Annotated in this window: 15 protein-coding genes and 2 pseudogenes; 1 reads left to right on the top strand and 16 read right to left on the bottom strand. The window is 66.4% G+C overall.

Annotated elements, in window-relative coordinates; genetic code table 11:
- Nucleotides 1-72 precede the first annotated feature (72 nt).
- A pseudogene (locus tag J2R80_RS18460) lies at nt 73-359 on the top strand (GIY-YIG nuclease family protein).
- A 95-nt stretch (nt 360-454) separates the two neighbouring features.
- Here the strand turns inward: J2R80_RS18460 and recN are convergent.
- From recN to J2R80_RS18380, 16 genes and pseudogenes are all read right to left on the bottom strand, one after another.
- Nucleotides 455-2,128, bottom strand: a complete 1,674-nt coding sequence (gene recN, locus J2R80_RS18455) for a DNA repair protein RecN (RefSeq protein ID WP_076824138.1) — start codon at nt 2,126-2,128, stop codon at nt 455-457.
- Nucleotides 2,129-2,141: 13 nt separating this feature from the next.
- Complete coding sequence (locus tag J2R80_RS18450; RefSeq protein ID WP_028332540.1) at nt 2,142-3,050, bottom strand: outer membrane protein assembly factor BamD; 909 nt, start codon at nt 3,048-3,050, stop codon at nt 2,142-2,144.
- Nucleotides 3,051-3,308: 258 nt separating this feature from the next.
- Nucleotides 3,309-4,271 (bottom strand): UDP-3-O-acyl-N-acetylglucosamine deacetylase, encoded by a 963-nt coding sequence (gene lpxC / locus J2R80_RS18445; protein ID WP_168858441.1) that lies wholly within the window; start codon nt 4,269-4,271, stop codon nt 3,309-3,311.
- Nucleotides 4,272-4,620: 349 nt separating this feature from the next.
- Nucleotides 4,621-6,411, bottom strand: a complete 1,791-nt coding sequence (gene ftsZ, locus J2R80_RS18440; RefSeq protein WP_253639073.1) for a cell division protein FtsZ — start codon at nt 6,409-6,411, stop codon at nt 4,621-4,623.
- 89 nt (nt 6,412-6,500) lie between these two features.
- A complete protein-coding gene (gene ftsA, locus J2R80_RS18435; RefSeq protein WP_253639072.1) occupies nt 6,501-7,817 on the bottom strand; it encodes a cell division protein FtsA in 1,317 nt (438 codons plus the stop codon).
- Nucleotides 7,814-8,824, bottom strand: coding sequence for a cell division protein FtsQ/DivIB (locus tag J2R80_RS18430; protein WP_168858443.1), 1,011 nt, complete (start codon nt 8,822-8,824; stop codon nt 7,814-7,816). The genes ftsA and J2R80_RS18430 overlap by 4 nt, the downstream gene beginning before the upstream one ends.
- Nucleotides 8,764-9,058 (bottom strand): annotated as a pseudogene (locus tag J2R80_RS18425) (D-alanine--D-alanine ligase); the annotation flags it as partial. The gene J2R80_RS18430 and the pseudogene J2R80_RS18425, both read right to left, overlap by 61 nt.
- A 98-nt stretch (nt 9,059-9,156) precedes the next feature.
- Complete coding sequence (locus tag J2R80_RS18420) at nt 9,157-10,143, bottom strand: D-alanine--D-alanine ligase (RefSeq protein WP_057015000.1); 987 nt, start codon at nt 10,141-10,143, stop codon at nt 9,157-9,159.
- Nucleotides 10,144-10,250: 107 nt separating this feature from the next.
- Entirely contained in the window at nt 10,251-11,171 is a 921-nt protein-coding gene (murB, locus tag J2R80_RS18415) for a UDP-N-acetylmuramate dehydrogenase (protein ID WP_076824233.1), read from the bottom strand.
- A 2-nt stretch (nt 11,172-11,173) separates the two neighbouring features.
- On the bottom strand, nt 11,174-12,577 hold the full coding sequence (gene murC / locus J2R80_RS18410) for a UDP-N-acetylmuramate--L-alanine ligase (protein WP_076824133.1): 1,404 nt from the start codon (nt 12,575-12,577) through the stop codon (nt 11,174-11,176).
- 120 nt (nt 12,578-12,697) lie between these two features.
- Complete coding sequence (gene murG / locus J2R80_RS18405) at nt 12,698-13,798, bottom strand: undecaprenyldiphospho-muramoylpentapeptide beta-N-acetylglucosaminyltransferase (protein ID WP_253639071.1); 1,101 nt, start codon at nt 13,796-13,798, stop codon at nt 12,698-12,700.
- Nucleotides 13,799-13,833: 35 nt separating this feature from the next.
- A complete protein-coding gene (gene ftsW, locus J2R80_RS18400; RefSeq protein ID WP_028342184.1) occupies nt 13,834-14,985 on the bottom strand; it encodes a putative lipid II flippase FtsW in 1,152 nt (383 codons plus the stop codon).
- A 248-nt stretch (nt 14,986-15,233) separates the two neighbouring features.
- Complete coding sequence (gene murD, locus J2R80_RS18395) at nt 15,234-16,634, bottom strand: UDP-N-acetylmuramoyl-L-alanine--D-glutamate ligase (protein WP_253639070.1); 1,401 nt, start codon at nt 16,632-16,634, stop codon at nt 15,234-15,236.
- 109 nt (nt 16,635-16,743) lie between these two features.
- The gene (gene mraY / locus J2R80_RS18390; RefSeq protein ID WP_016846578.1) at nt 16,744-17,850 is read right to left on the bottom strand and encodes a phospho-N-acetylmuramoyl-pentapeptide-transferase; all 1,107 of its coding nucleotides are present in this window, start codon (nt 17,848-17,850) and stop codon (nt 16,744-16,746) included.
- Nucleotides 17,851-17,860: 10 nt separating this feature from the next.
- A complete protein-coding gene (locus J2R80_RS18385; RefSeq protein ID WP_253639069.1) occupies nt 17,861-19,294 on the bottom strand; it encodes a UDP-N-acetylmuramoylalanyl-D-glutamyl-2,6-diaminopimelate--D-alanyl-D-alanine ligase in 1,434 nt (477 codons plus the stop codon).
- Entirely contained in the window at nt 19,291-20,748 is a 1,458-nt protein-coding gene (locus J2R80_RS18380) for a UDP-N-acetylmuramoyl-L-alanyl-D-glutamate--2,6-diaminopimelate ligase (protein ID WP_253639068.1), read from the bottom strand. The genes J2R80_RS18385 and J2R80_RS18380 overlap by 4 nt, the downstream gene beginning before the upstream one ends.
- Nucleotides 20,749-20,766 lie beyond the last annotated feature (18 nt).

The following is a 20,766-nucleotide window of genomic DNA, read 5'->3' as shown; positions in this document are numbered from 1 at the left end:
AACCCGGAATCTCGAGATTCCGGGTTCGATGCTTCGCATCGCCCCGGAATGACTGTGTGGGAAATGGGGCTCATGTCGTACTACGCGTACATTCTAGCAAGTCGACGAGACGGAGCAATCTATGTTGGGATCACCAACGATCTCGTGCGGCGGGTCTACGAACATCGAATGAAGGCCGTCCCAGGCTTCACGTCCAAATACAACATCAGCAGCTGGTTTGGTTCGAAATCTACGACGACCCGATCTCCGCGATATCACGCGAGAAGGAGCTCAAGAAGTGGAAGCGAGCCTGGAAGACGCAATTGATCGAAGCGAGCAATCCGCAGTGGAATGACTTGTACGAGTCGATCTGTACCTGAGGTGGTCATTCCGGGGCATCGCGCAGCGATGAACCCGGAATCTCGAGATTCCGGGTTCGATGCTTCGCATCGCCCCGGAATGACGAGGGGAGAGATTACGCTGTCGCCGCCCGGAGCAGCCGTTCCGCGGCCGCCCTCGCCTCCGCGGTGATCTCGGCGCCGGCCAGCATGCGCGCGATCTCCTCGCGGCGGTGGTCGGCGGCGAGCGCGTTGACGCGGGTGGCGACCCGCTTGCCCTTGTCGAGCGCGTCCTTGGAGATCAGGAGATGCTGGCTGGCGCGGGCCGCGACCTGCGGCGCGTGCGTCACCGCCATCACCTGCACCTTGCCGGCAAGGCGCGCCAGCCGCGAGCCGATCGCATCGGCCACCGCGCCGCCGACGCCGGTGTCGATTTCGTCGAACACCAAGGTCGGCGCCGAGCCGCGATCGGCCAGCACGACCTTCAGCGCCAGCAGGAAGCGCGACAGTTCGCCGCCGGAGGCGACCTTCATCATCGGCCCCGGCTTGGTGCCCGGATTGGTCTGCACCCAGAACTCGACACGGTCGATGCCCTGCGGCCCCGGCGCGGCCGCGTTGCTGTCGACCTGGGTCATGAACTTCGCGCGCTCGAGCTTGAGCGGCGCAAGCTCGGCGTTGACGGCCTTGTTGAGCTTCTCGGCGGCCTTGGTGCGCGCCGCCGACAGTTTCGCGGCAGCTGCCGCATAGCGCTTGTCGGCTTCACCGGCGGCCGCTTCCAGCTTCTTCAGCTGGTCGGCGCCGGCATCGATCAGCGCGACGTCGCCGGCATATTGCGCCGCCAGCGCGGCCAGCAGATCGACCGGCGTCGAATATTTACGCGAGGCCGCGCGCAGCGCGAACAGCCGCTCCTCGATGCGCTCCAGCTCGGCCGGATCGAAATCGGTCGCCGCCAGCGCGGCGTTGAGATGCTGGTCGGCCTCTTCCAGCGCGTTGATCGCAATATCGATCGCCTTGACCGCGGGCTCTATCAGCGCAGGCGCATTGGCGGCGCGCCGCTCCAGCCGCCGTACCGCGGCCGACAGCGACGCCACCGGCGAATGCGAGCCGCCGATCGCCTCCTGCGCCTCGCGCAGGTCGGTTGCGATCTTCTCGCCCTGCATCATGGTGGTGCGGCGACCCGCGAGCTCGGTCTCCTCACCTTCCTTCGGCGCCAGCGTCTTCAATTCCTGCGAGGCATGGCGCAGATAGTCCGCCTCGCGCGCGGCGCGCTCCATGCCGGCGCGATGCTCGTCGAGATCGGCATTGGCGGTCCGCCTGATATCCCACAGCGCTTCCAGCGCCGCGACGTCCTTCTCGTGTCCGGCGAAGGCGTCGAGCAGCTGGCGATGGGTGGAGGCGTCGACCAGCGCGCGCTCGTCATGCTGACCGTGGATCTCGACCAGCGCGGCACCGACCGCCTTCAGGGTCTGCACACTGATCGCCTGATCGTTGATGAAGGCGCGGGTGCGGCCATCGGCGAGCTGCACGCGGCGCAGGATCATCTCACCGGTGTCGTCGAGGCCGTTCTCGGCCAGGATCCCGGCCGCCGGATGCCCCTTCGGGACGTCGAACATGGCGGTGACCTGCCCCTGTTCGGCGCCGTGGCGCACCAGTCCGGCATCGCCGCGGCCGCCGAGCGCCAGCGCAAAAGCATCGAGCAGGATGGATTTGCCTGCGCCGGTTTCGCCGGTCAGCACCGCGAGGCCACGGGAAAATTCGATATCGAGCCGTTCGATCAGGACGATGTCACGGATCGACAGACGCGCCAGCATGCGAGGACAATTCCTAGCCGAGACCTATCTTCTTGAAGGTCCTGCTGATCCAGGATCCCTGATTCTCGCTCGGCTCGAGACCGCCGGACTTTACTAGATTATATGCGTCCTTGTACCAGCGGCTGTCTGGAAAATTGTGGCCCAGCACCGCGGCCGCGGTCTGCGCCTCGCCGGCGATGCCGATCGCCATGTAGGCCTCGGTGAGGCGGTAGAGCGCCTCCTCGACGTGGCGCGTGGTCTGGTACTGCGTGACCACGGTCTTGAAGCGGTTGATCGCGGCGGTGAAGTCGCGCTTGCCCATGTAATAGCGCCCGACCGCCATTTCCTTGCCGGCGAGCTGGTCTCGCGCAGCCTGGATCTTGGACTTGGCCTGGGTGGCGTATTCCGAGGTCGGATATTTGCGGACCACCTCTTCGAGCGCCGCGATCGCCTTCTCGGTGCGGCTCTGGTCGCGCGAGATGTCCGGGATCTGGTCGAAATGCGATGCCGCGATCAGGTACTGGGCGTAGGACGCGTCCGGGCTGCCGGGATGCAGCGTGACGTAGCGGGTGGCAGAGCCGATGCAGCTGTCGTAGTCGCCCGCCTGGTAGAACGAATAGGCCGACATCAAGAGCGACTTGCGCGCCCAGTCGGAATAGGGATGCTGACGGTCGACTTCCTCGAACTTCTTCGAGGCGGCCTTCAGGTCCTTCTTCTCGTTCATCATGTACAAGCCCTCATTGTAGAGCTTGTCCGCGGGCTCATCGACGAACGTGTCGTCCTTGGCCATGAACTTGTCCCACAGCGCGCCGGTGCCGCAGCCGCTGAGCGGCATGGCCAGCACAATCAGGCCCGCCGCAAAACGCAGCGTGCGCGCGGCCTTGGTCAGGCCGGAGACGTCAGAAGAATTGCGTGATTCGAGCGCCATACGCATTGCCGACATGGATTTTAGAACCTGACGCCTTTGATGCGGTTAACGGCGACCCCACTCCACCCATGAACCGCGGTCATGGATGCAATATTTCCAGTGCCTTGACTGCCGTTACTCGCAACCGCAGGCCTGCTTAGCCGAAAAATGACCGTGGACCAACCGAATACGGAGCCATTCCGCCGGGAATAAGGCGACCCGGCGAAGCTCACAGCCTGCTGTGGTTATTACGGAAATTGGGCCCGACCGGCCAGGCGATCAGGACTTGGGCGATCAGGACACGTCCGGGCCATAGGCCGGGGCGACGAGGCCGCCCACGGTGCCTGCACCGGCTTCGACATGGCCACGGGCCGGCCGCCGAGCCGTCTCCGATTCGACCACCCGCCAGGCGCTACGGTCGGCGAGCAGCGCCTTCAGCACCGCGTTGTTGAGCTTGTGGCCGCCCCGTACCGAACGGTAGCTGCCGAGCAGCGGCAGGCCGGCCAGCGCCAGATCGCCGATCACGTCGAGCACCTTGTGGCGGGCGCATTCGTCGGCGTAGCGCAGGCCCTCGGCGTTGAGCAGACGGGCCTCGTCGAACACCACGGTATTGTCGAAGGACGCGCCGAGCGCGAAGCCTGCACCCCACAGCCGCGCCACGTCGCTCATGCAGCCGAACGTGCGGGCCCGCGCGACCTCGCGGCGGAAACCTTCCGGCGACAGATCGAAGGTGAAGGTCTGGCGACCAATCACCTGGTTGGTGAAATCGATCTCGACTTCGGTGCGGAACCCGCCGGCGAACGGACGCAGCTCGCCAACCGATTCGCCGATCTTGACCTGCACCGGCTTCAAAACCTGGATGAAGCGGCGGACGCCGGGCTGGGTCACAATGCCGGCCTGATCGATCGCCGCGACGAACGCCGCAGCGCTGCCGTCCATGATCGGAACTTCGGCGCCGTCGACTTCGATGGTGGCGTTGTCGACGCCCATGCCGCGCAGCGCCGCGAGCACGTGCTCGGCGGTGGAAACCAGCGGCCCTTCGCGGTCACCCAGCACCGTCGCGAACTCGGTCGCGATCACCGCATCGGCGGTGGCCACGACTTCACGGTCGGAACCGTCGAGACCGGTGCGGACAAAAATAAAACCCGCATCAACAGGTGCAGGTCCCATGGTGAGACTGACAGGAAGACCGGAATGAACGCCTACGCCAGTCACGGTGGCTTGCGACCGAAGCGTTGTTTGACGGCTGAACTTCATTCGATAATGCCCACTACCCGACTTCACTCAATTCAAGTGGCCAATTTCCCCAAGGCCGACTCGCTTGAGCTCCCCAAGTCACGGCAGACCATAGTCACGGCCCTAAACCGCGCCAACTCACGCTTCTTTACCGATTGTTACCCCATCTCCGCCGCATTCACGCCCAAGGTAAACCAAACTACGGCAGCGAAAGCGGTCCTCGGCGATGCGCCATCTGACCACCGAAAGAATAATTAATCATTTAAAATCAGTTGCTTGTTCATCCGGCGCGATCGCCTGCCCGCGACAAGGAAAAGGCCCCGGCGGTTCCCCGCCGAGGCCTTCTTCGTGGCCAAGATTGTAACAAACTTCAGTTTGCCTGCCGGCGCAGGAAGGCCGGGATATCAAGATGGTCGTCGCCCTGTGGCGCTGGGGCAACAGGTGCCTGGCGGCCATGAGCGTCCAGACCCTGCGGCGCAGGGCGCTTTGCATATTCGGATACCGGCGATTCGTTCGCCGAAATCTGCTGGGCGACGCTGCGGGCCGGCTTGCGCTCGGGCAGTGGCGGCATCGTCGGCATGGCCGGACCGGAGGAACGGGCCGCGATCGGCGGCTCGGTCTCCTCGTCGCGGCGGCCGAGGCCGACATTGGCCAACCGCTGCAGCAGCGACAGGCGGGTCTTCTGCGGGTGTTCCGGTTCGCCGTCACCGCTGGCCTGGCGGATTTCGGCCTGCGCCGGCATCGGCAGATCCTCGAACTTCGGCATCCGCGGAGCACGGACCGGCGACCGTTCCGCCGCCTGCGGGATGAAGGTCTCGGGCGGCATCGGCTCATGCTGCTCGGCCCGGGCGGCCTCGTGGTCCGGGAACAGCGAGGGCTTCTGGGCAATCGGCCGCACGGTGACGTCACCGTAGGAGGCCGGCTGCATCGGCGCCTGGGCGGCCGGTGCGCTGTCGGGAGCAACCGCGGCGGCGATCGCCGCAAGCGCGGCGCGCTCGACGGCCGGACGCTGCTGCGGAGCGGCGGGAGCTGCAATCGGGGCGACCGTCACGCCGGTCGCCGGTTCCAGCTTCTGGGCACGTTCGGCCATGCGCTGATTGTCGGCACGCAGGCGGGCGGTCAGATCGGCCAGCCGGCTCTCCGGCGAACCGCCCGACTGCTGCGCGGCGGGAGCCTGGGCGCGGGAGGCGATCGCCGCCTGCTCGATACCGGTTGCGACCACCGAGACGCGAATGACGCCGTCGAGCGATTCGTCGAAGGTGGCGCCGACGATGATGTTGGCGTCGGCGTCGACCTCCTCGCGGATGCGGGTGGCAGCTTCGTCGACCTCGAACAGGGTCAGGTCCTTGCCGCCCGTGATCGAGATCAAGAGGCCGCGGGCGCCCTTCATCGAGCTGTCGTCGATCAGCGGGTTGGCGATCGCGGCTTCCGCGGCGGTCAGCGCGCGCTTCTCGCCGGTGGCTTCGCCGGTGCCCATCATCGCCTTGCCCATTTCGCGCATCACGGCGCGGACGTCGGCGAAGTCTAGGTTGATCAGACCTTCCTTGACCATCAGGTCGGTGATGCAGGCGACGCCCGAGTACAGCACCTGGTCGGCCATCGCGAAGGCGTCGGCGAAGGTGGTCTTCTCGTTGGCGACCCGGAACAGGTTCTGGTTCGGAATGATCAGCAGCGTGTCGACCACCTTGTGCAGCTCGGCGATGCCGTGCTCGGCGGTGCGCATCCGGCGCTGACCTTCGAAGTGAAACGGCTTGGTCACCACGCCGACGGTGAGGATTCCCATCTCGCGCGCGGCCTTGGCGATCACGGGTGCAGCACCGGTGCCTGTGCCGCCGCCCATGCCGGCGGTGACGAACACCATGTTGGCGCCGGTGAGGTGATCGCGCAGCTCGTCCATCACCTCCTGCGCGGCCGCAGCGCCGACGTCGGGCTGCGAACCGGCGCCGAGGCCCTGGGTGACCTGGGTGCCCATCTGCACGATGCGCTGCGCCTTCGACATGGTCAGCGCCTGCGCGTCGGTGTTGGCGACGACGAAGTCGACGCCCTGCAACCCGGCGGTGATCATGTTGTTGACGGCATTACCACCCGCGCCGCCGACGCCGAAGACGGTGATCCGCGGTTTCAGCTCGCTGATGTCAGGGGGGGTCAGATTGAGTGCCATGGTTGCCTCTCTCGATTATGCGCGCGTTGGTTCGTCCCGGCCGCTGGCCGCCGGAGCTGGTGAAAATGCAGTGAGCCGGGGTGCGGTCATCAGAAGCCCTCGCGAAGCCATCGTCCGACCTTTCCGAAGTAACCGTCTGTCCCTGTCCTGAGCTGCCGCGTGCGCCGCGGTTCGACATGTTCAAGATGTGCGTATTGCGGATAGACCAGGAGGCCCGTCGGCACCGAGAATGAGGCGCCCTTCGCCTCGTTCGGCAGCCGGCCGAAGCCGAGCGGACGGCCGATGCGGACCTGACGGTTCAGGATGCGGGTGGCAAGCTCGACGGTGCCGGTGAGCTGCGAGGCGCCGCCGCTCAGCACGACGCGCGCCCTCGGCTCTGCCGCAAAGGGGGAATCCGCGAGCCGGTCACGGACCATTTCGAAAATCTCCTCGGCGCGATGCCGGACAATGTTCGCAATCGTGGCGCGGGACACGATTTGCGGTATCTCCCGATCATCGCCTGCAGTGGGAACGGACATCAGCTCGCGCGAGTCCGAACCGCCGGTCAGCACCGTGCCGTATAAAGTCTTGATTCGCTCGGCATCCGCAATGCACGCGCCGATGCCGCGCGCAAGGTCCATCGTGATGTGTTGTCCGCCCAGCGCAAATCCGGATGCGTGCACGAGACGTCCGCCGGAGTATGTCGCGATCGTGGTCGATCCCGCGCCCATCTCGACGACGGCAGCGCCGAGATCGGCCTCGTCGTCGGTCAGCACCGAGAGGCCCGCGACATAGGGGCTCGACGCCATGGCTTCGACGTTGAGATGGCAGCGCTCGACCACCAGCATCAGGTTCTTGGCGACCGTCGCATCCGACGTCACCACGTTCATGTCGACGCCGAACTGGCGCGCCACCATGCCTCTGGGATCGCGGATGCCCTTGACGCCGTCGAGCGCGTAGCCGACCGGCAGCGCGTGCAGCACGGTGCGGCCCGCGCCTGCGGCGTGGCGCATGCCGGCGGACGTGACGCGGCTGATATCGTCCGAGGTCACCGAGCCGCCGCGGATATCGGCCGCGGCCTCGACCAGCTGGCCGTGCTGCCGGCCGCCGGAGACCGACAGCAGGACGGATTCGACACGGACCTTGGCCATGCGCTCGGCCAACGCCACCGCGTGGCGCACCGCCTTCTCGCATTCGGCGAGATCGACCACGGAGCCGGCCTTGACGCCGCGCGACTGGATCTGGCTGTAGCCGATCAATTCGACCGCATGGGTGCGTCCGCGCAGCGCCTCGTTCGGCGGCGATGGCCTCAGCCGCGCGATCATGCAGGCGATCTTGCTGGAGCCGACATCGAGCGAAGCCACCATCGCGGTGCGCTTCTGCATCGGGCGGGTCTTCGGGGTCAGGTTGCGATCGAGGCCGGTCATGCGGAGTCACCGGCCTTCTTCTTGGACTTCTTGTCCTTGAACAGTTCGTCGCGCGCCTTGCCGGCGTCCTCCGACAATTGCACGATAAGCCGATCGGGCAGCCGCATGTCGACGGCGACAATGTCGCGCGAGAACAGCTTCTCGTCCTTGTCGAGCCTGGAGAGCGCAGCGAGCGCGTTGCCGACGTCGTTCTCTGGCAGGCGGACGTCGAGACCGTCCTTGAGGCGCAGGTTCCAGCGCCGCTCGCCGACGAAGATCGCCGCCTTGGTCACCGAACGGACCTGCGGATAACGGTCGAGCAGCGCCAGGAAGTCGTGGGCCCTGACGTCGGCGCCCTTGCCGACCACGAGCGGCAGATTGAGGAAGCGGCGCGAGACGTAGGGCTCGAGCACCGCGCCGTCGGAAGCGATCACCGACAGGCGGCCGTTCTGCTGCCACAGCGCGAAGGCGGTGCGCTCGACGATGTCGATCTGCAGCCGGCCCGGATAGAGCTTCAGGATCGTGGCATCCGCGATCCAGGGATTGGCCTTCAGCTTGGCGCGCACGGTGTCGGCGTCGAGGAACAGCAGCGAGGAGCGGCCGTTGACGCCGCCGATCGCGAGCACCTCGTCCTGGCTTAGCTGCTTGCGGCCGTTGATGCCGACGGTGGTGATGCGGAAGCCGGCGGTATTGGCAAGCGCGTTGCGGGCATCGCTGAGCGCGGTGGTGAATTCCTCGACATGACCACCCTTGACGATGCCAAGGCCCAGGCTGCCGAACAGGATCGCGAGCGTCGCGACCAGCCCGATGCGGCGCGGCAGATAGCGTTCGACCATCAGGATGTAGCGGTTCGGCGGCTCGCGATCGATGATGACTTGCGGCCGCTTGGCGGGACGCCGCCTGCGGGGTGCGAGATGGGCGCCGACATACTCGCGCAGCAGCACCGCCGCTCCGATAGCGGCTGCTCTCAGGTCAGCTTGAGGCCCCAGCGATCGTAGCGATCGGGTGAGGCGTCCTGCACCATCCATTGCACGAGCTCGTCACATGTTGCGCCCGCAAACCCCGCGGGTCCCGGCACAAATCACGTCTCGGCTAGACCGGTGGGATTAGAGTGGCCCCCTGTTCCCTGGTTGCGATCCTCGAAGCGGTAATCCGCGACAGCTCACGCCCCGGCAGCCAAGCGCTACATGCGCCGCCAGCGTTAACCTTCGGGCTTCCTGGTAAACAAAGGGTAAATGACTTCGGCCTGGAGCGTGTTTTGATCAACGCTGTGAGTACTTTGCCGCGAACTCGTTAGCATTTTAGCAACAGCGCCCGGGTTCCATCCGGCCGACCAGGGCGGGTTCCCCCCGGCCGGGCATTAACTTCGGACGCGGCGGCGGGCCAGCTCGATCTGGTCGGTGAGGAAGTCGGAAAAGGCGATACCCTGTGCTTTCAAGGCCTTAGGGTACAGTGATGCCGCGGTGAGCCCCGGCAGAGTGTTGGTCTCGAGATAGACCGGGCCATTGGCCGAGACGATGAAATCGCTGCGCGAGTAGCCGGTGCAGGACAGCGCGCGGTGCGCCCGCAGCGCATGGTCCATGATCGCGGCGCTGACCTCGGGCGCGAAGCGGCCAGGACAAATCTCCTGGGTCGACTTCAAAAGGTATTTGGCTGTGTAGTCGAAGGTTCCCTCCCCCGGCACGATCTCGATCGGCGGCAGCGCGAACACGGAGCCGTCGGACTGCTCGAGCACGCCGCAGGTCGCCTCCACGCCCGATACGAACGGCTCGATCAGATACTCTTCATGCTTCGCGGCATTGCGGACCGCGACGAGATCCTGCTTCGCGTTGACGAAGATCAGCCCGTAGCTCGATCCGTCCTTGGCCGGTTTTGCGATCAGCTTGCCGTGTTTCGCAAAGGCGTCATCGATCTGTTCGACATTGATGCCCTGCGGCGCGTTGAGGCCCGCGATCGCGGCGAAGCGCTTGGCCGACGGCTTGTCGAACGCCAGATGCGACGATGCCGAGCCGGAGCCGGTGAACGCGACGCCGCGCATCTCGCACATCGCCTGCAACTCGCCATTCTCGGCGCGGCCGCCGTGCAAACCGAACACCAGCACACGCTGCTCGGCGCTCGCCTTGTCGAGCGCCTGGTCGAGTGCGATGCCGCGACCGTCGGGTTTGAAGTCGACCTCGAACGGACGCGTGTGGCCGAGCAGTTTTTCCGACGTCACCGCGTGCACGGTGTCGTCGACGTCCCAGAACCAGAGATCCGCGTCGGGCAGCGCGCGGTGCAGCGCCTGCGTGCTCGCCACCGAGACCAGACGCTCCTTGTTGGTGCCGCCGAACAGAATGGTCACCTGCATCTTCTTTGCCTGTCTTCGCTGCTTCCGTCATTCCGGGATGGTCCGAAGCACCAGACCGGACTCTCGAGATTCCGGGTTCGATGCTGCGCATCGCCCCGGAATGACGACTACGATGAATTCCCGATCCGCTTGATTTCCCAGTGTAGCTCAATTCCGCTGCTTTGCTTGACCCGTTCACGCACCGTCTCGCCGAGCGTCTCGATGTCGTGCCCGGTAGCGTTGCCGGTGTTGATCAGGAAATTGCAGTGCATCTCTGACACCTGCGCGCCGCCTATTTTGAGGCCGCGACAGCCGGCGGCATCGATCAGCTTCCAGGCGCTGTTGCCGGGCGGATTCTTGAAGGTCGAGCCGCCGGTCTTCTCGCGGATCGGCTGCGCGGTCTCGCGATGGCTCTGCACCTCGTTCATGCGGGCGCGGATCGCCTCAGCATCGGTGATCGTGCCGCGGAAGCGCGCCGAGGTGAACACGATCGACGGATCGGCGCCGCTGTTGCGATAGACGAACTTCATGTCGGCATTGCCGAACGTATGCTTCGTTCCGTCGCGGCCGATGCCGGTGGCCTCGATCAGCACGTCCTTGGTCTCGCCGCCATTGGCGCCGGCATTCATGCGCAGCGCGCCGCCGACGGTGCCGGGAATGCCGAAGAAGAATTCCATGCCGCCGATGTCAGCCGCCGCAGCCGTCTCGGCGACGCGCTTGTCGAGCGCCGCAGCGCCGGCGATGACGACATCGCCGGCCGCGCTGGTCTCGCCGAACGCGCGCGGCGCGAGCCGGATCACGACGCCGGGCATGCCGCCATCGCGCACGATCAGATTGGAGCCGACGCCGACGACATAGACCGGCAATTCCTGCGGCAGGCGCTTCAGGAAATATGCGAGGTCATCTTCATCTGCCGGCGTGAACAACACCTGTGCCGGGCCGCCGACGCGAAACCAGGTCAACTCGGCCAGCGACTGGTTCGCCAGCAGCCGCCCGCGCAGCTCCGGCATCGCGGCTTTCAGGTCGGGCGTGATGTCGGGGAAGGTCACGATCACCCCAACGCCTTCAATTCGCCGGGCAGCGCGTAGGCCCATTGCGTGATGTTGCCGGCGCCGAGGCAGACGACGAGGTCGCCGGGCTTGGCAAGGCCGTGCACGATCTTCGCGAGCTCGCCCGCGTTCGGCAGCGGCACCACATTGCGATGGCCGTGGGCGCGCAGGCCGGCGGCGAAATGATCACGGTCGACGCCGGCGATCGGCGCCTCGCCGGCCGGATAGACCTCGGCGACCACGACCGCATCGGCGTCGTTGAAGCAGGTGCAGAATTCCTCGAACAGCGATTGCAGGCGGGTGTAGCGATGCGGCTGCACCACGGCGACGATCTTGCCGTTGACGGATTCCCGCGCCGCCTTCAGCACGGCTGCGATCTCGACGGGATGATGACCGTAATCGTCGATCACGGTGATGCCGTTGGTCTCGCCGGTCTTGGTGAAGCGCCGCTTGACGCCGCCGAAGCCGGCCATGGCCTGGCGGATGACGTCGTCGGACACGCCAAGCTCGTGCGCGACCGCGATCGCCGCCGTCGCATTCGATGCGTTGTGGCGCCCCGGCATCGGCAGCATGATATCGGCGATCTCATGGATCGCGCCGGATTTGCGATCGCGGATCGCGACCGAGAATTTCGAGCCGCCCCCCATCGGCGTCAGATCCTTGAGCTGCGCATCGGCCTGCGGGTTCTGGCCGTAGGTGATGATGCGGCGGTCTTCGATCTTGCCGACAAGAGTTTGCACCACGGGGTGATCGGTGCACATCACGGCAAAGCCGTAGAACGGGACGTTCTCGACGAAATTGCGGAACGCGTCCTGGATCGCCTCGAAGGTCTTGAAGTGATCGAGATGCTCGGGGTCGATATTGGTGACGATGACGACATCGGACGGCAGCTTCAGGAAGGTGCCGTCGCTCTCGTCGGCTTCGACCACCATCCAGTCGCCGGCACCGAGCCGCGCGTTGGAGCCATAGGCGTTGATGATGCCGCCATTGATCACGGTCGGATCGAGCCCACCGGCATCGAGCAGGGTCGCCACCATCGTCGTCGTGGTGGTCTTGCCATGGGTGCCGGCGATCGCGACGCAGCTCTTCAGCCGCATCAGCTCCGCCAGCATCTCGGCGCGCCGCACCACCGGAATGCGTCGCGCGCGCGCCGCCATCAGTTCAGGATTGTCGCGCTTGATCGCGGTCGAGACCACGACGACATCGGCGCCATCGACATTCTCGGCGGCGTGGCCGACCGAGACCTTGGCGCCCTTCTTGCGCAAGCGGTCGAGGTTGTAATTGTCCGAAGCATCGGAACCCTGCACGGTGTAGCCGAGATTGATCAGCACTTCGGCGATGCCGCTCATGCCGATGCCGCCGATCCCGACGAAGTGAATGGGTCCGATCTCGCGCGGCAGTCTCATGATGCTAACACCTTCATCGTCTCCGGACTCACCCCGGCAATTCTCCGACTTATGAAAGACTGATATGGCCGGGACAAGCCCGGCCATGGCGTCCCACGGCCGAAATTCCTCGAAAGCGGCCTAAATTCCGGCCACTTTCGCAACCAGATCGGCCAGCCGCTCGGCGGCATCGAGCCGGCCGACGCCGCGCGCGGCTTCCGCCATCGCGGTCAGTTTCGCGGGCTCGGCGGCGAAGGCCGAAATGTCAGCGGCCAGCCGCTCGGACGTGAAGTCGCTCTGCGCGATGCGCAGCGCGCCGCTCGCCTGCGACAGCACGCCGGCATTGGCAAACTGGTCCTGATCGATCGCGCCGGGCAGCGGCACCAGGATCGAGGGCCGGCCGATCGCGGCGAGTTCGGCCACCGTGCCGGCGCCGGAGCGCGAGATCACGAGTTGGCTCGAGGCGAGGCGCGCCGGCAGGTCGGCGAAGAACGGCGCGAGCTCGGCGTTGATCTCGAGCCGGTCGTAGACCGCGCGCACCCGATCCATGTCTTCTTCGCGCACCTGCTGGGTGATGATCAGGCGGCTCCACAGCGCGGGCGCGAGCTGCTCGATCGCCGGCGGCACGATATCGCTCATCACCCGCGCGCCCTGGCTGCCGCCGACGACGAGCAGGCGCAGCGGCCCGTTCGCCTCGGGCGGCGTGTATTTCACCGCAGCGGCCGCAAGGATCGCCGGCCGCATCGGTGTGCCGACCGTGGTGGCCTTGCCGGCCAGCGCGGGATCGCGATCGAGCACGCCGGGCAGCGAGGTCGCGATCGCGTTGACGCGGCCGGACAGGAAACGGTTGGCGCGGCCGAGCACCGCATTGGCGTCATGGATGATGCCGGGAACGCCGAGCAGCCGCGCCGCCATCAGCGGCGGCAAGGTCGGGTAGCCGCCGAAGCCGACCACGGCCGCGGGCTTCAGCCGCCGCACCAGATTGGCAGCGACCAGCGTGCCATAGCCGAGCATCAGCGCGGTCCGCGCCAGCGAGATCGGGTTGCGGCTGCGCACGGTTGCGCTCGGCACGAGGTCGATGCTCTCCCTGCCGAACAGGCCGGAATAGCGCAACGCGCGGCCGTCGGTGGCGAGCCGGACGCGCAGGCCACGCCTGATCAATTCCACGGCGAGCGCTTCGGCCGGGAACAAATGGCCGCCGGTGCCACCGGCCGCCAGCAGAATCAGGGGCGCATTGTCCATGGTTTCCAGATAACCGACACGACCGTCACAGTCACCTACGCGTAGGCGCGCTGAGCGCTGGCGCCTTCCATCGATTCGATCTCGGTGCGCGGCCGCTGCCGCGTCAGCGCCAGCATCATGCCGACGCCATAGGCGAGCGACACGAACGAGGAGCCGCCATACGAGATGAACGGCAGCGTCATGCCCTTGGCCGGGATCAATTGCAGATTGACCGCCATGTTGATCGTCGCCTGCACGCCGAACAGAATCGCAAGCCCCGAGGCTGCGAAGCGCGAGAACATGTCCTCGGTGGCATAGGCGCGGGTCAGCGTACGGATCACGATGAAACCGAACAGCGCGACCAGCATCAAACAGAGGATGATGCCGAACTCCTCCGCCGCGACCGCGAACACGAAGTCGGTGTGGCTGTCCGGCAGGCTGCGCTTGGCGATGCCCTCGCCCGGCCCCAGGCCGAACCAGCCGCCATTCCAGAACGCCTCCATCGCGGTGTCGACCTGGAAGGTGTCGCCGGAGGCGGGATTCATGAAGCGCTTGATGCGGCCGGCGACGTGCGGCACCAGGAGATAGGCGCCGAACAGGCCCGCGCCCGCCGCGCCGGCGAGCCCGAACACCCAGATCATCCGCATGCCCGCGATGAAGAACAGCGCGCCCCACACGGTGAGGATCAGCATGGTCTGACCGAAGTCGGGCTCCATCACCAGCAGCGTGACCAGCGTCAGCAACAGCACCAGCGCCATCGAGGTCGCCGGCATCTCCGGCCGCTTGGTCGATTCCGCAAACAGCCAGGCCGCGACGATGACGAAAGAGGGTTTTGCGGCTTCGGAGGCCTGGATGTTGACGCCGAGCAGCGTGATCCAGCGCCGCGAGCCCTTGACCTCGGGTCCGATCAGCAGCGTCAGCACGATCAGCGCGATCGAGACCGCGAACACGATCAGCGCGGTGCGCCGGATCTGCCGCGGCGTCATGAACGAGACGCCGATCAGCACCATCAGCGACGGCACCAGGAACATGACGTGGCGGTTGAAGAAGTGGAACGGATCGAGCCCGATCCGGGTCGCCACCGGCGGGCTCGCCGCCAGCGACAGGATGACGCCGGCCAGCATCAACGCGGCGATCGCCACAAGCAGCAGCTTGTCGACGGTCCACCACCAGTCCGAGAACGGGGTGCGTTGGTCACGGGCGAGCATGGGCGTCCCCAGATGGCAGAGATAACGTCCATTCGTGGCGCAGGATGGTTTCCAAGGGGTTAACGGGTCGGGTAACTTTTGAGGGAGGTGGTTGAGCCCTCATCCCGACGTCGTCCTGGCGAAAGCCAGGCCGACGATGAGGATGGTTCTCGCGCGATACGACGCACCGTCACTGCGTACTTCATCTCGGTGTCATCGCCCGGCACCGAACGGCAGATTACGCTGTGCCAATCCGCCCTACGTGATCGTCACACCACCGGCTCAACGCCGGGCAGCGCCTGCACGATGTCGCGGAAGGCGGCGCCGCGGATTTCGAAATTGCGGTACTGGTCGAACGAGGCGCAGGCCGGCGACAGCAGCACGACGGCTTCCGCGAGCCCCGACGCCTCGGCATCGCGCGCGGCGCTGGCGATCGCGACGTCGAGCGTGCCGGACATGTCGTGCGGGACGCGCTCGCCGAGCGTGCCGGAGAATTCGGCCGCCGCCTCGCCGATCAGATAGGCCTTGCGGATGCGCGGGAAATATTCGGTCAGGGTGGTGATGCCGCCGGCCTTCGGCTTGCCGCCGGCGATCCAGTAGATGTCGGCGAACGACGACAGCGCATGCGCGGCCGCATCCGCATTGGTGCCCTTGGAGTCGTTGACGAACAGCACGTTGCCGCGGCGGCCGACCTGCTCCATGCGATGCGCGAGACCCGGGAAGCTGCGCAGGCCGTTCTGCAGCACGTCGGTCGCGATCCCCATCGCCAGCGCGCAGGCCGAGGCGCAGGCGGCGTTCTGCGCATTGTGCAGGCCGCGCAGCGAGCCGATGCCGCCTAGCCGCGCGATCTCGCTGCGCGCCGCGCCCGAGGCACGCACGATGGTCTCGTGCTCGACATAGAGGCCGTCGGGCAGCGGGTTCTTCACCGAGATGCGCACCACGCGCTTGCCGGCGCGATCGAGCCGGTCGGCGATGTTGCGGCACCAGATGTCGTCGACGCCTGTTATCGCGGTGCCGCCGGCCTGCACGCCGGCGACCAGCCGCTCCTTGACCGCGGCGTAATGCTCGAGCGTGCCGTGGCGGTCGATGTGATCCTCGCTGATGTTGATCAGGATGCCGACCGACGGATCGAGCGACGGTGCGAGGTCGATCTGGTAGGACGACATCTCGATCACATGGACGCGGCCCATGCGCGGCGGCTCGAGCGACAGGATCGCGGTGCCGATATTGCCGCCCATCTGGGTGTCGTAGCCGGCGACATCAATCAGATGCGCGATCAGCGCCGTGGTGGTCGATTTGCCGTTGGTGCCTGTGATGGCGACGAACGGCGCGTTCGGCGCATGACGTCGCCGCTCGCGGCAGAACAGTTCGACATCGCCGATCACCTCGCACCCCGCCTCGCGCGCCTTCAGCACGCTCCAGTGCGGCGCCGGATGGGTCAGCGGCGCGCCGGGGGTCAGGATCAGCGCGGCGAAATTCGCCCATGACACGCTGCGCAGATCGGCGGTGGTGAAGCCGGCCTGCGCCGCCTTGACGACGTTGTCGGCATTGTCGTCGGCGGCGATCACCTCGGCGCCGCCGGCCTTCAGCGCCTGGCAGCTCGCGAGCCCGGAGCCGCCGAGCCCGAACACCGCGACCGTCTTGCCGGAGAAGGAGGTGACCGGGATCATGTCTATCTCCCTGTCATTCCGGAAACCGCGCAGCGGTTATCCGGAATCTCGAGATTCCGGGTTCTCGCTGCGCGAGCCCCGGAATGATAGTCAATGGGATGCGAAGCCATCAGCGCAGCTTCAGCGTCGACAGGCCGGCGAGCGCCAGCATCACCGAGATGATCCAGAATCGGATCACGATCTGCGGCTCGGTCCAGCCCTTCTGCTCGAAATGATGGTGCAGCGGCGCCATCCGGAACACGCGCTTGCCGGTGAGCTTGAACGAGGTGACCTGGACGATGACCGAGACCGCCTCCAGCACGAACAGGCCGCCGATCACGGCGAGCACGATCTCGTGCTTCACCGCAACCGCCGTCGCGCCGAGCATGCCGCCGAGCGCCAGCGAACCGGTGTCGCCCATGAAGATCGAGGCCGGCGGCGCGTTGAACCAGAGGAAGCCGAGGCCTGCGCCGAGCACCGCGCCGCACAGCACCGCCAGTTCGCCGGTGCCGGCGACGTAATTGATCTGCAGGTAATCCGAGAACACCGCGTTGCCGGTCAGGTACGAGATCATGCCGAAGCTTGCGGCGGCGATCATCACGGGCACGATGGCAAGACCGTCGAGACCGTCGGTGAGATTCACCGCATTGCCGGCGCCGACCATCACGAAGGCGCCGAAGATCACGAAGAACCAGCCGAAATTGATCACGAGGTCCTTGAAGAACGGAATCACGAGCGAGGTCGACGACACGTCGCGCCCGAGCCGGACCAGCGCATAGGTGGCGGCAAGCCCGATCGCGGCCTCGATCAGCAGCCGCAGCTTGCCGGCGAAGCCGCTGTGCGACTGCTTTGTGACCTTCAAATAATCGTCATAGAAGCCGACGAAGCCGAAGCCGAGCGTCACCGCCAGCACGATCCAGACATAGGGATTGAGCGGGTTGGCCCAGAGCAGCGTCGACACCACGAGCCCGGACAGGATCATCAACCCGCCCATGGTGGGCGTGCCCTTCTTGGAGATCAGATGCGACTGCGGACCATCGGTGCGGATCGGCTGGCCCTTGCCCTGCCGCAGCCGCAGATGATCGATGATCCAGGGCCCGAACAGGAACACGAACAATGCGCCGGTCACCATCGCGCCGCCGGTGCGGAAGGTGATGTAGCGGAACACGTTCAAAGCGCTGCGGAACGCCCCAAACCCCGGAACGGTGTTGGACAGTTCGATCAACCAGTAGAACATTCGAGGAGTCCTATACCGCTTCTTCGTGCGCGGCCTTGTCGGGGAAGCGTTTTTCCAGCGCGCTGACAATCAGCTTCATCTTCGATCCCAGCGAGCCCTTCACCATGATCACGTCACCGGCACGGACCGCGGCGACCGCCTGCGCTTCGAGCGCCGCCGAGCTCTCGGCATAGCCTCCCCGCTTGCCGGTGGAAAGGGCATCCCACAGATTCCGCATCAACGGACCACAACAATATACGAGGTCGATGCGGTTGGCGGTCACGGCCTCGTTGAGGCCGCGGTGCAGTTCGGGCCCGGTCGGCCCGAGTTCGAGCATGTCGCCGAGCACCGCGATGCGCCGGCCATGCGGCCCGGTCTGGGCCTGACCGAGCACGTTGAGCGCGGCGCCCATCGAAGCCGGGTTGGCGTTGTAGCTCTCGTCGATCAGCATCGCCTCGCCATGGCCGACCTCGAGGGTGCGGCGGAGGCCGCGGCCGGTCGGCGCCTCGAGCTGCGACAGCGACAGCGCCGCGCGCGCGATATCGGCGCCGAGTAGCGAGGCGCCGGCAAGCACCGCGAGCGAGTTCATCGCCATGTGCCGGCCGGGCATGCCGATCTTGTAGGTGATGTCGTGATCCAGAATATCCGCATGCACCGCCGAGCAGTTCGCGTGCAGCGACAGGTCGAGCAGCCGCGCCTCGGCACGCTTGTCGGCGCCGAACGAGACGATGCGCGAGATGCCGGCCTGCTTGGCCTGCTTTTGCAGCCGCGCGAATTGCCCGTTGTCGCGGTTGAGCACGACCGCGCCATCGGGCTCGAGCCCTGCGAAGATCTCCGCCTTGGCGTCGGCGATCGCCTCGATGCCGGCGAAGAATTCCAGATGCACCGGCTCGATCGTGGTGATGATTGCGACGTGCGGGCGCACCATCTTCACTAGCGGCGTGATCTCGCCGGCATGGTTCATGCCGATCTCGAACACCGCAAAGCGCGTGCTGGCCGGGCAGCGCGCCAGCGACAGCGGCACGCCCCAGTGATTGTTGAACGACGCCACCGACGCATGGGTCTCGCCCTGCGCCGACAGCACGCGGCGCAGCGCCTCTTTGGTCGAGGTCTTGCCGACCGAGCCGGTTACCGCGACGATCTGCGCGTTGAGCCGCGCGCGCGAGGCATGCGCGAGCTCGACGAGGCCGGCGAGCACGTCGTCGACCACCAGCAGCGGCGCATCAGCGGGAAACTTTGCCCGTTGCGCGGTCTCGACCACCGCGAGCCCGGCGCCGGCCTTCAGCGCCGCCTCGACGAAGGCATGGCCGTCATGGACGTCGCCCTTGATCGCGAAATACGCCTCGCCGGGCGCGATGCTGCGGCTGTCGATCGAGAGACCGCTGACGCCGTCCGGCAGCGCGCCTTGCGTGGCGGCGCGCATCGCCGTCGCCATCGCATCCGAGGTCCACAACATCGTGCTCATGCGCCCTCCGCAGCCAGTGCACTGGCGACCGCCTCATGATCGCTGAACGGCAGCGTCGTGTTGCCGACGATCTGCCCGACCTCGTGGCCCTTGCCGGCAACGACCAGCGCATCGCCCGGCGCGAGGCCGGCAATGCCGGCGCGGATCGCCGCGGCGCGGTCGCCGATCTCGCGCGCGCCCTTCGCCGTCGCCATGATCGCGGCGCGGATCGCCTCCGGCTTCTCGCTGCGCGGATTGTCGTCGGTGACGATGACCTGATCGGCATTCTCGGCCGCGATCGCGCCCATGATCGGACGCTTGCCGGCGTCGCGGTCGCCGCCGGCGCCGAAGATCACGACCAGCTTGCGCCTGGCATAGGGCCGCAGCGCCTGCAGCGCCTTGGCGAGTGCGTCGGGCTTGTGGGCGTAATCGACGAAGATCGGCGCGCCATTGTGCTCGCCGACGAATTCCAGCCGGCCCTTGGCGCCTTCGAGATGTTCGAGGCAGCCGAACACGTCGTCGGCGGCGCTGCCGGTGCCGATCGCAAGCCCGGCCGCGACCAGCGCGTTCTCGATCTGGAATTCGCCGACCAGCGGCAGCCGGATCGCGTGCTTGCGTCCGCGGTGCTCGATCAGGAGCTTCTGTGCAAAGCCTTCGATGACAGCATCGGTGAGCCCGATGCCATCGCCTGCATCGGCGTTGCGCCCGACCGCGATGATGCGCAGGCCGCGCGCGCGCGCCGCATCGATCACCTGCCCTGAGCAATCATGATCGGCCGAGACCACCGCGGTGCCGCCTGGCGCGACCAGATCGCGGAACAGCCGGAGTTTTGCATTGAGGTAATGCGCGACGTCGGGATGATAATCCATGTGGTCGCGCGACAGATTGGTGAAGCCGCCGGCTGCGATGCGCACGCCGTCGAGACGATACTGATCGAGGCCGTGCGAGGACGCCTCGAACGCCAGATGGGTGACGCCGTCGCTCGCGATCTCGTCGAGCTGGCGATGCAGCGCGATCGGATCCGGCGTGGTCAGCGAGCCGTAGACCGTGCGCTTGTCCGAGACGAGGCCAATGGTGCCGATGCTGGCGGAGGAATGACCGAGCCGCTGCCAGATCTGGCGCGTGAAGGCTGCGACCGAGGTCTTGCCGCTGGTGCCGGTCACCGCCGCGATCGTCGCCGGCTGGCGCGAAAAGAATTTGGCCGCGGCGAGCGCCAGCGCGCGGCGCGGATTCGGCGTGATGACGAAGGGAGCGCGGGCGTGACCTTGCGGCAGATGGTCGCTGGCGACCGCGACCGCGCCGGCGGCAATCGCCGCATCGACGAAGCGCGCGCCATCGGTCCTGCTGCCGGCCAGCGCGAAGAACAGATCGCCCGGCTTCACCGCGCGGCTGTCGACCGCAAGCCCTCCGACAATGAGCGAGGAGGCACTCGGATCGATCGTCGCATCATCGCTGAAGAGGTCGCGAAGTCTCATGATCTTCCAGTCTGGCCG

The sequence above is a fragment of the Bradyrhizobium sp. USDA 4541 genome (assembly GCF_024171085.1).
Classification (GTDB): Bacteria; Pseudomonadota; Alphaproteobacteria; order Rhizobiales; family Xanthobacteraceae; genus Bradyrhizobium; species Bradyrhizobium australafricanum.
The sequence above is the reverse complement of the archived record's forward strand: the minus strand, read 5'-3'. Positions and strand labels throughout refer to the sequence as shown.

Bases quoted from the DNA above. Each gene is read 5' to 3' on its own strand.
- recN (WP_076824138.1), bottom strand. From the start codon at position 2,128: ATGCTGGCGCGTCTGTCGATCCGTGACATCGTCCTGATCGAACGGCTC.
- J2R80_RS18450 (WP_028332540.1), bottom strand. From the start codon at position 3,050: ATGTCGGCAATGCGTATGGCGCTCGAATCACGCAATTCTTCTGACGTC.
- lpxC (WP_168858441.1), bottom strand. From the start codon at position 4,271: ATGAAGTTCAGCCGTCAAACAACGCTTCGGTCGCAAGCCACCGTGACT.
- ftsZ (WP_253639073.1), bottom strand. From the start codon at position 6,411: ATGGCACTCAATCTGACCCCCCCTGACATCAGCGAGCTGAAACCGCGG.
- ftsA (WP_253639072.1), bottom strand. From the start codon at position 7,817: ATGACCGGCCTCGATCGCAACCTGACCCCGAAGACCCGCCCGATGCAG.
- J2R80_RS18430 (WP_168858443.1), bottom strand. From the start codon at position 8,824: ATGGATGGTGCAGGACGCCTCACCCGATCGCTACGATCGCTGGGGCCT.
- J2R80_RS18420 (WP_057015000.1), bottom strand. From the start codon at position 10,143: ATGCAGGTGACCATTCTGTTCGGCGGCACCAACAAGGAGCGTCTGGTC.
- murC (WP_076824133.1), bottom strand. From the start codon at position 12,577: ATGAGACTGCCGCGCGAGATCGGACCCATTCACTTCGTCGGGATCGGC.
- murG (WP_253639071.1), bottom strand. From the start codon at position 13,798: ATGGACAATGCGCCCCTGATTCTGCTGGCGGCCGGTGGCACCGGCGGC.
- ftsW (WP_028342184.1), bottom strand. From the start codon at position 14,985: ATGCTCGCCCGTGACCAACGCACCCCGTTCTCGGACTGGTGGTGGACC.
- murD (WP_253639070.1), bottom strand. From the start codon at position 16,634: ATGATCCCGGTCACCTCCTTCTCCGGCAAGACGGTCGCGGTGTTCGGG.
- mraY (WP_016846578.1), bottom strand. From the start codon at position 17,850: ATGTTCTACTGGTTGATCGAACTGTCCAACACCGTTCCGGGGTTTGGG.
- J2R80_RS18385 (WP_253639069.1), bottom strand. From the start codon at position 19,294: ATGAGCACGATGTTGTGGACCTCGGATGCGATGGCGACGGCGATGCGC.
- J2R80_RS18380 (WP_253639068.1), bottom strand. From the start codon at position 20,748: ATGAGACTTCGCGACCTCTTCAGCGATGATGCGACGATCGATCCGAGT.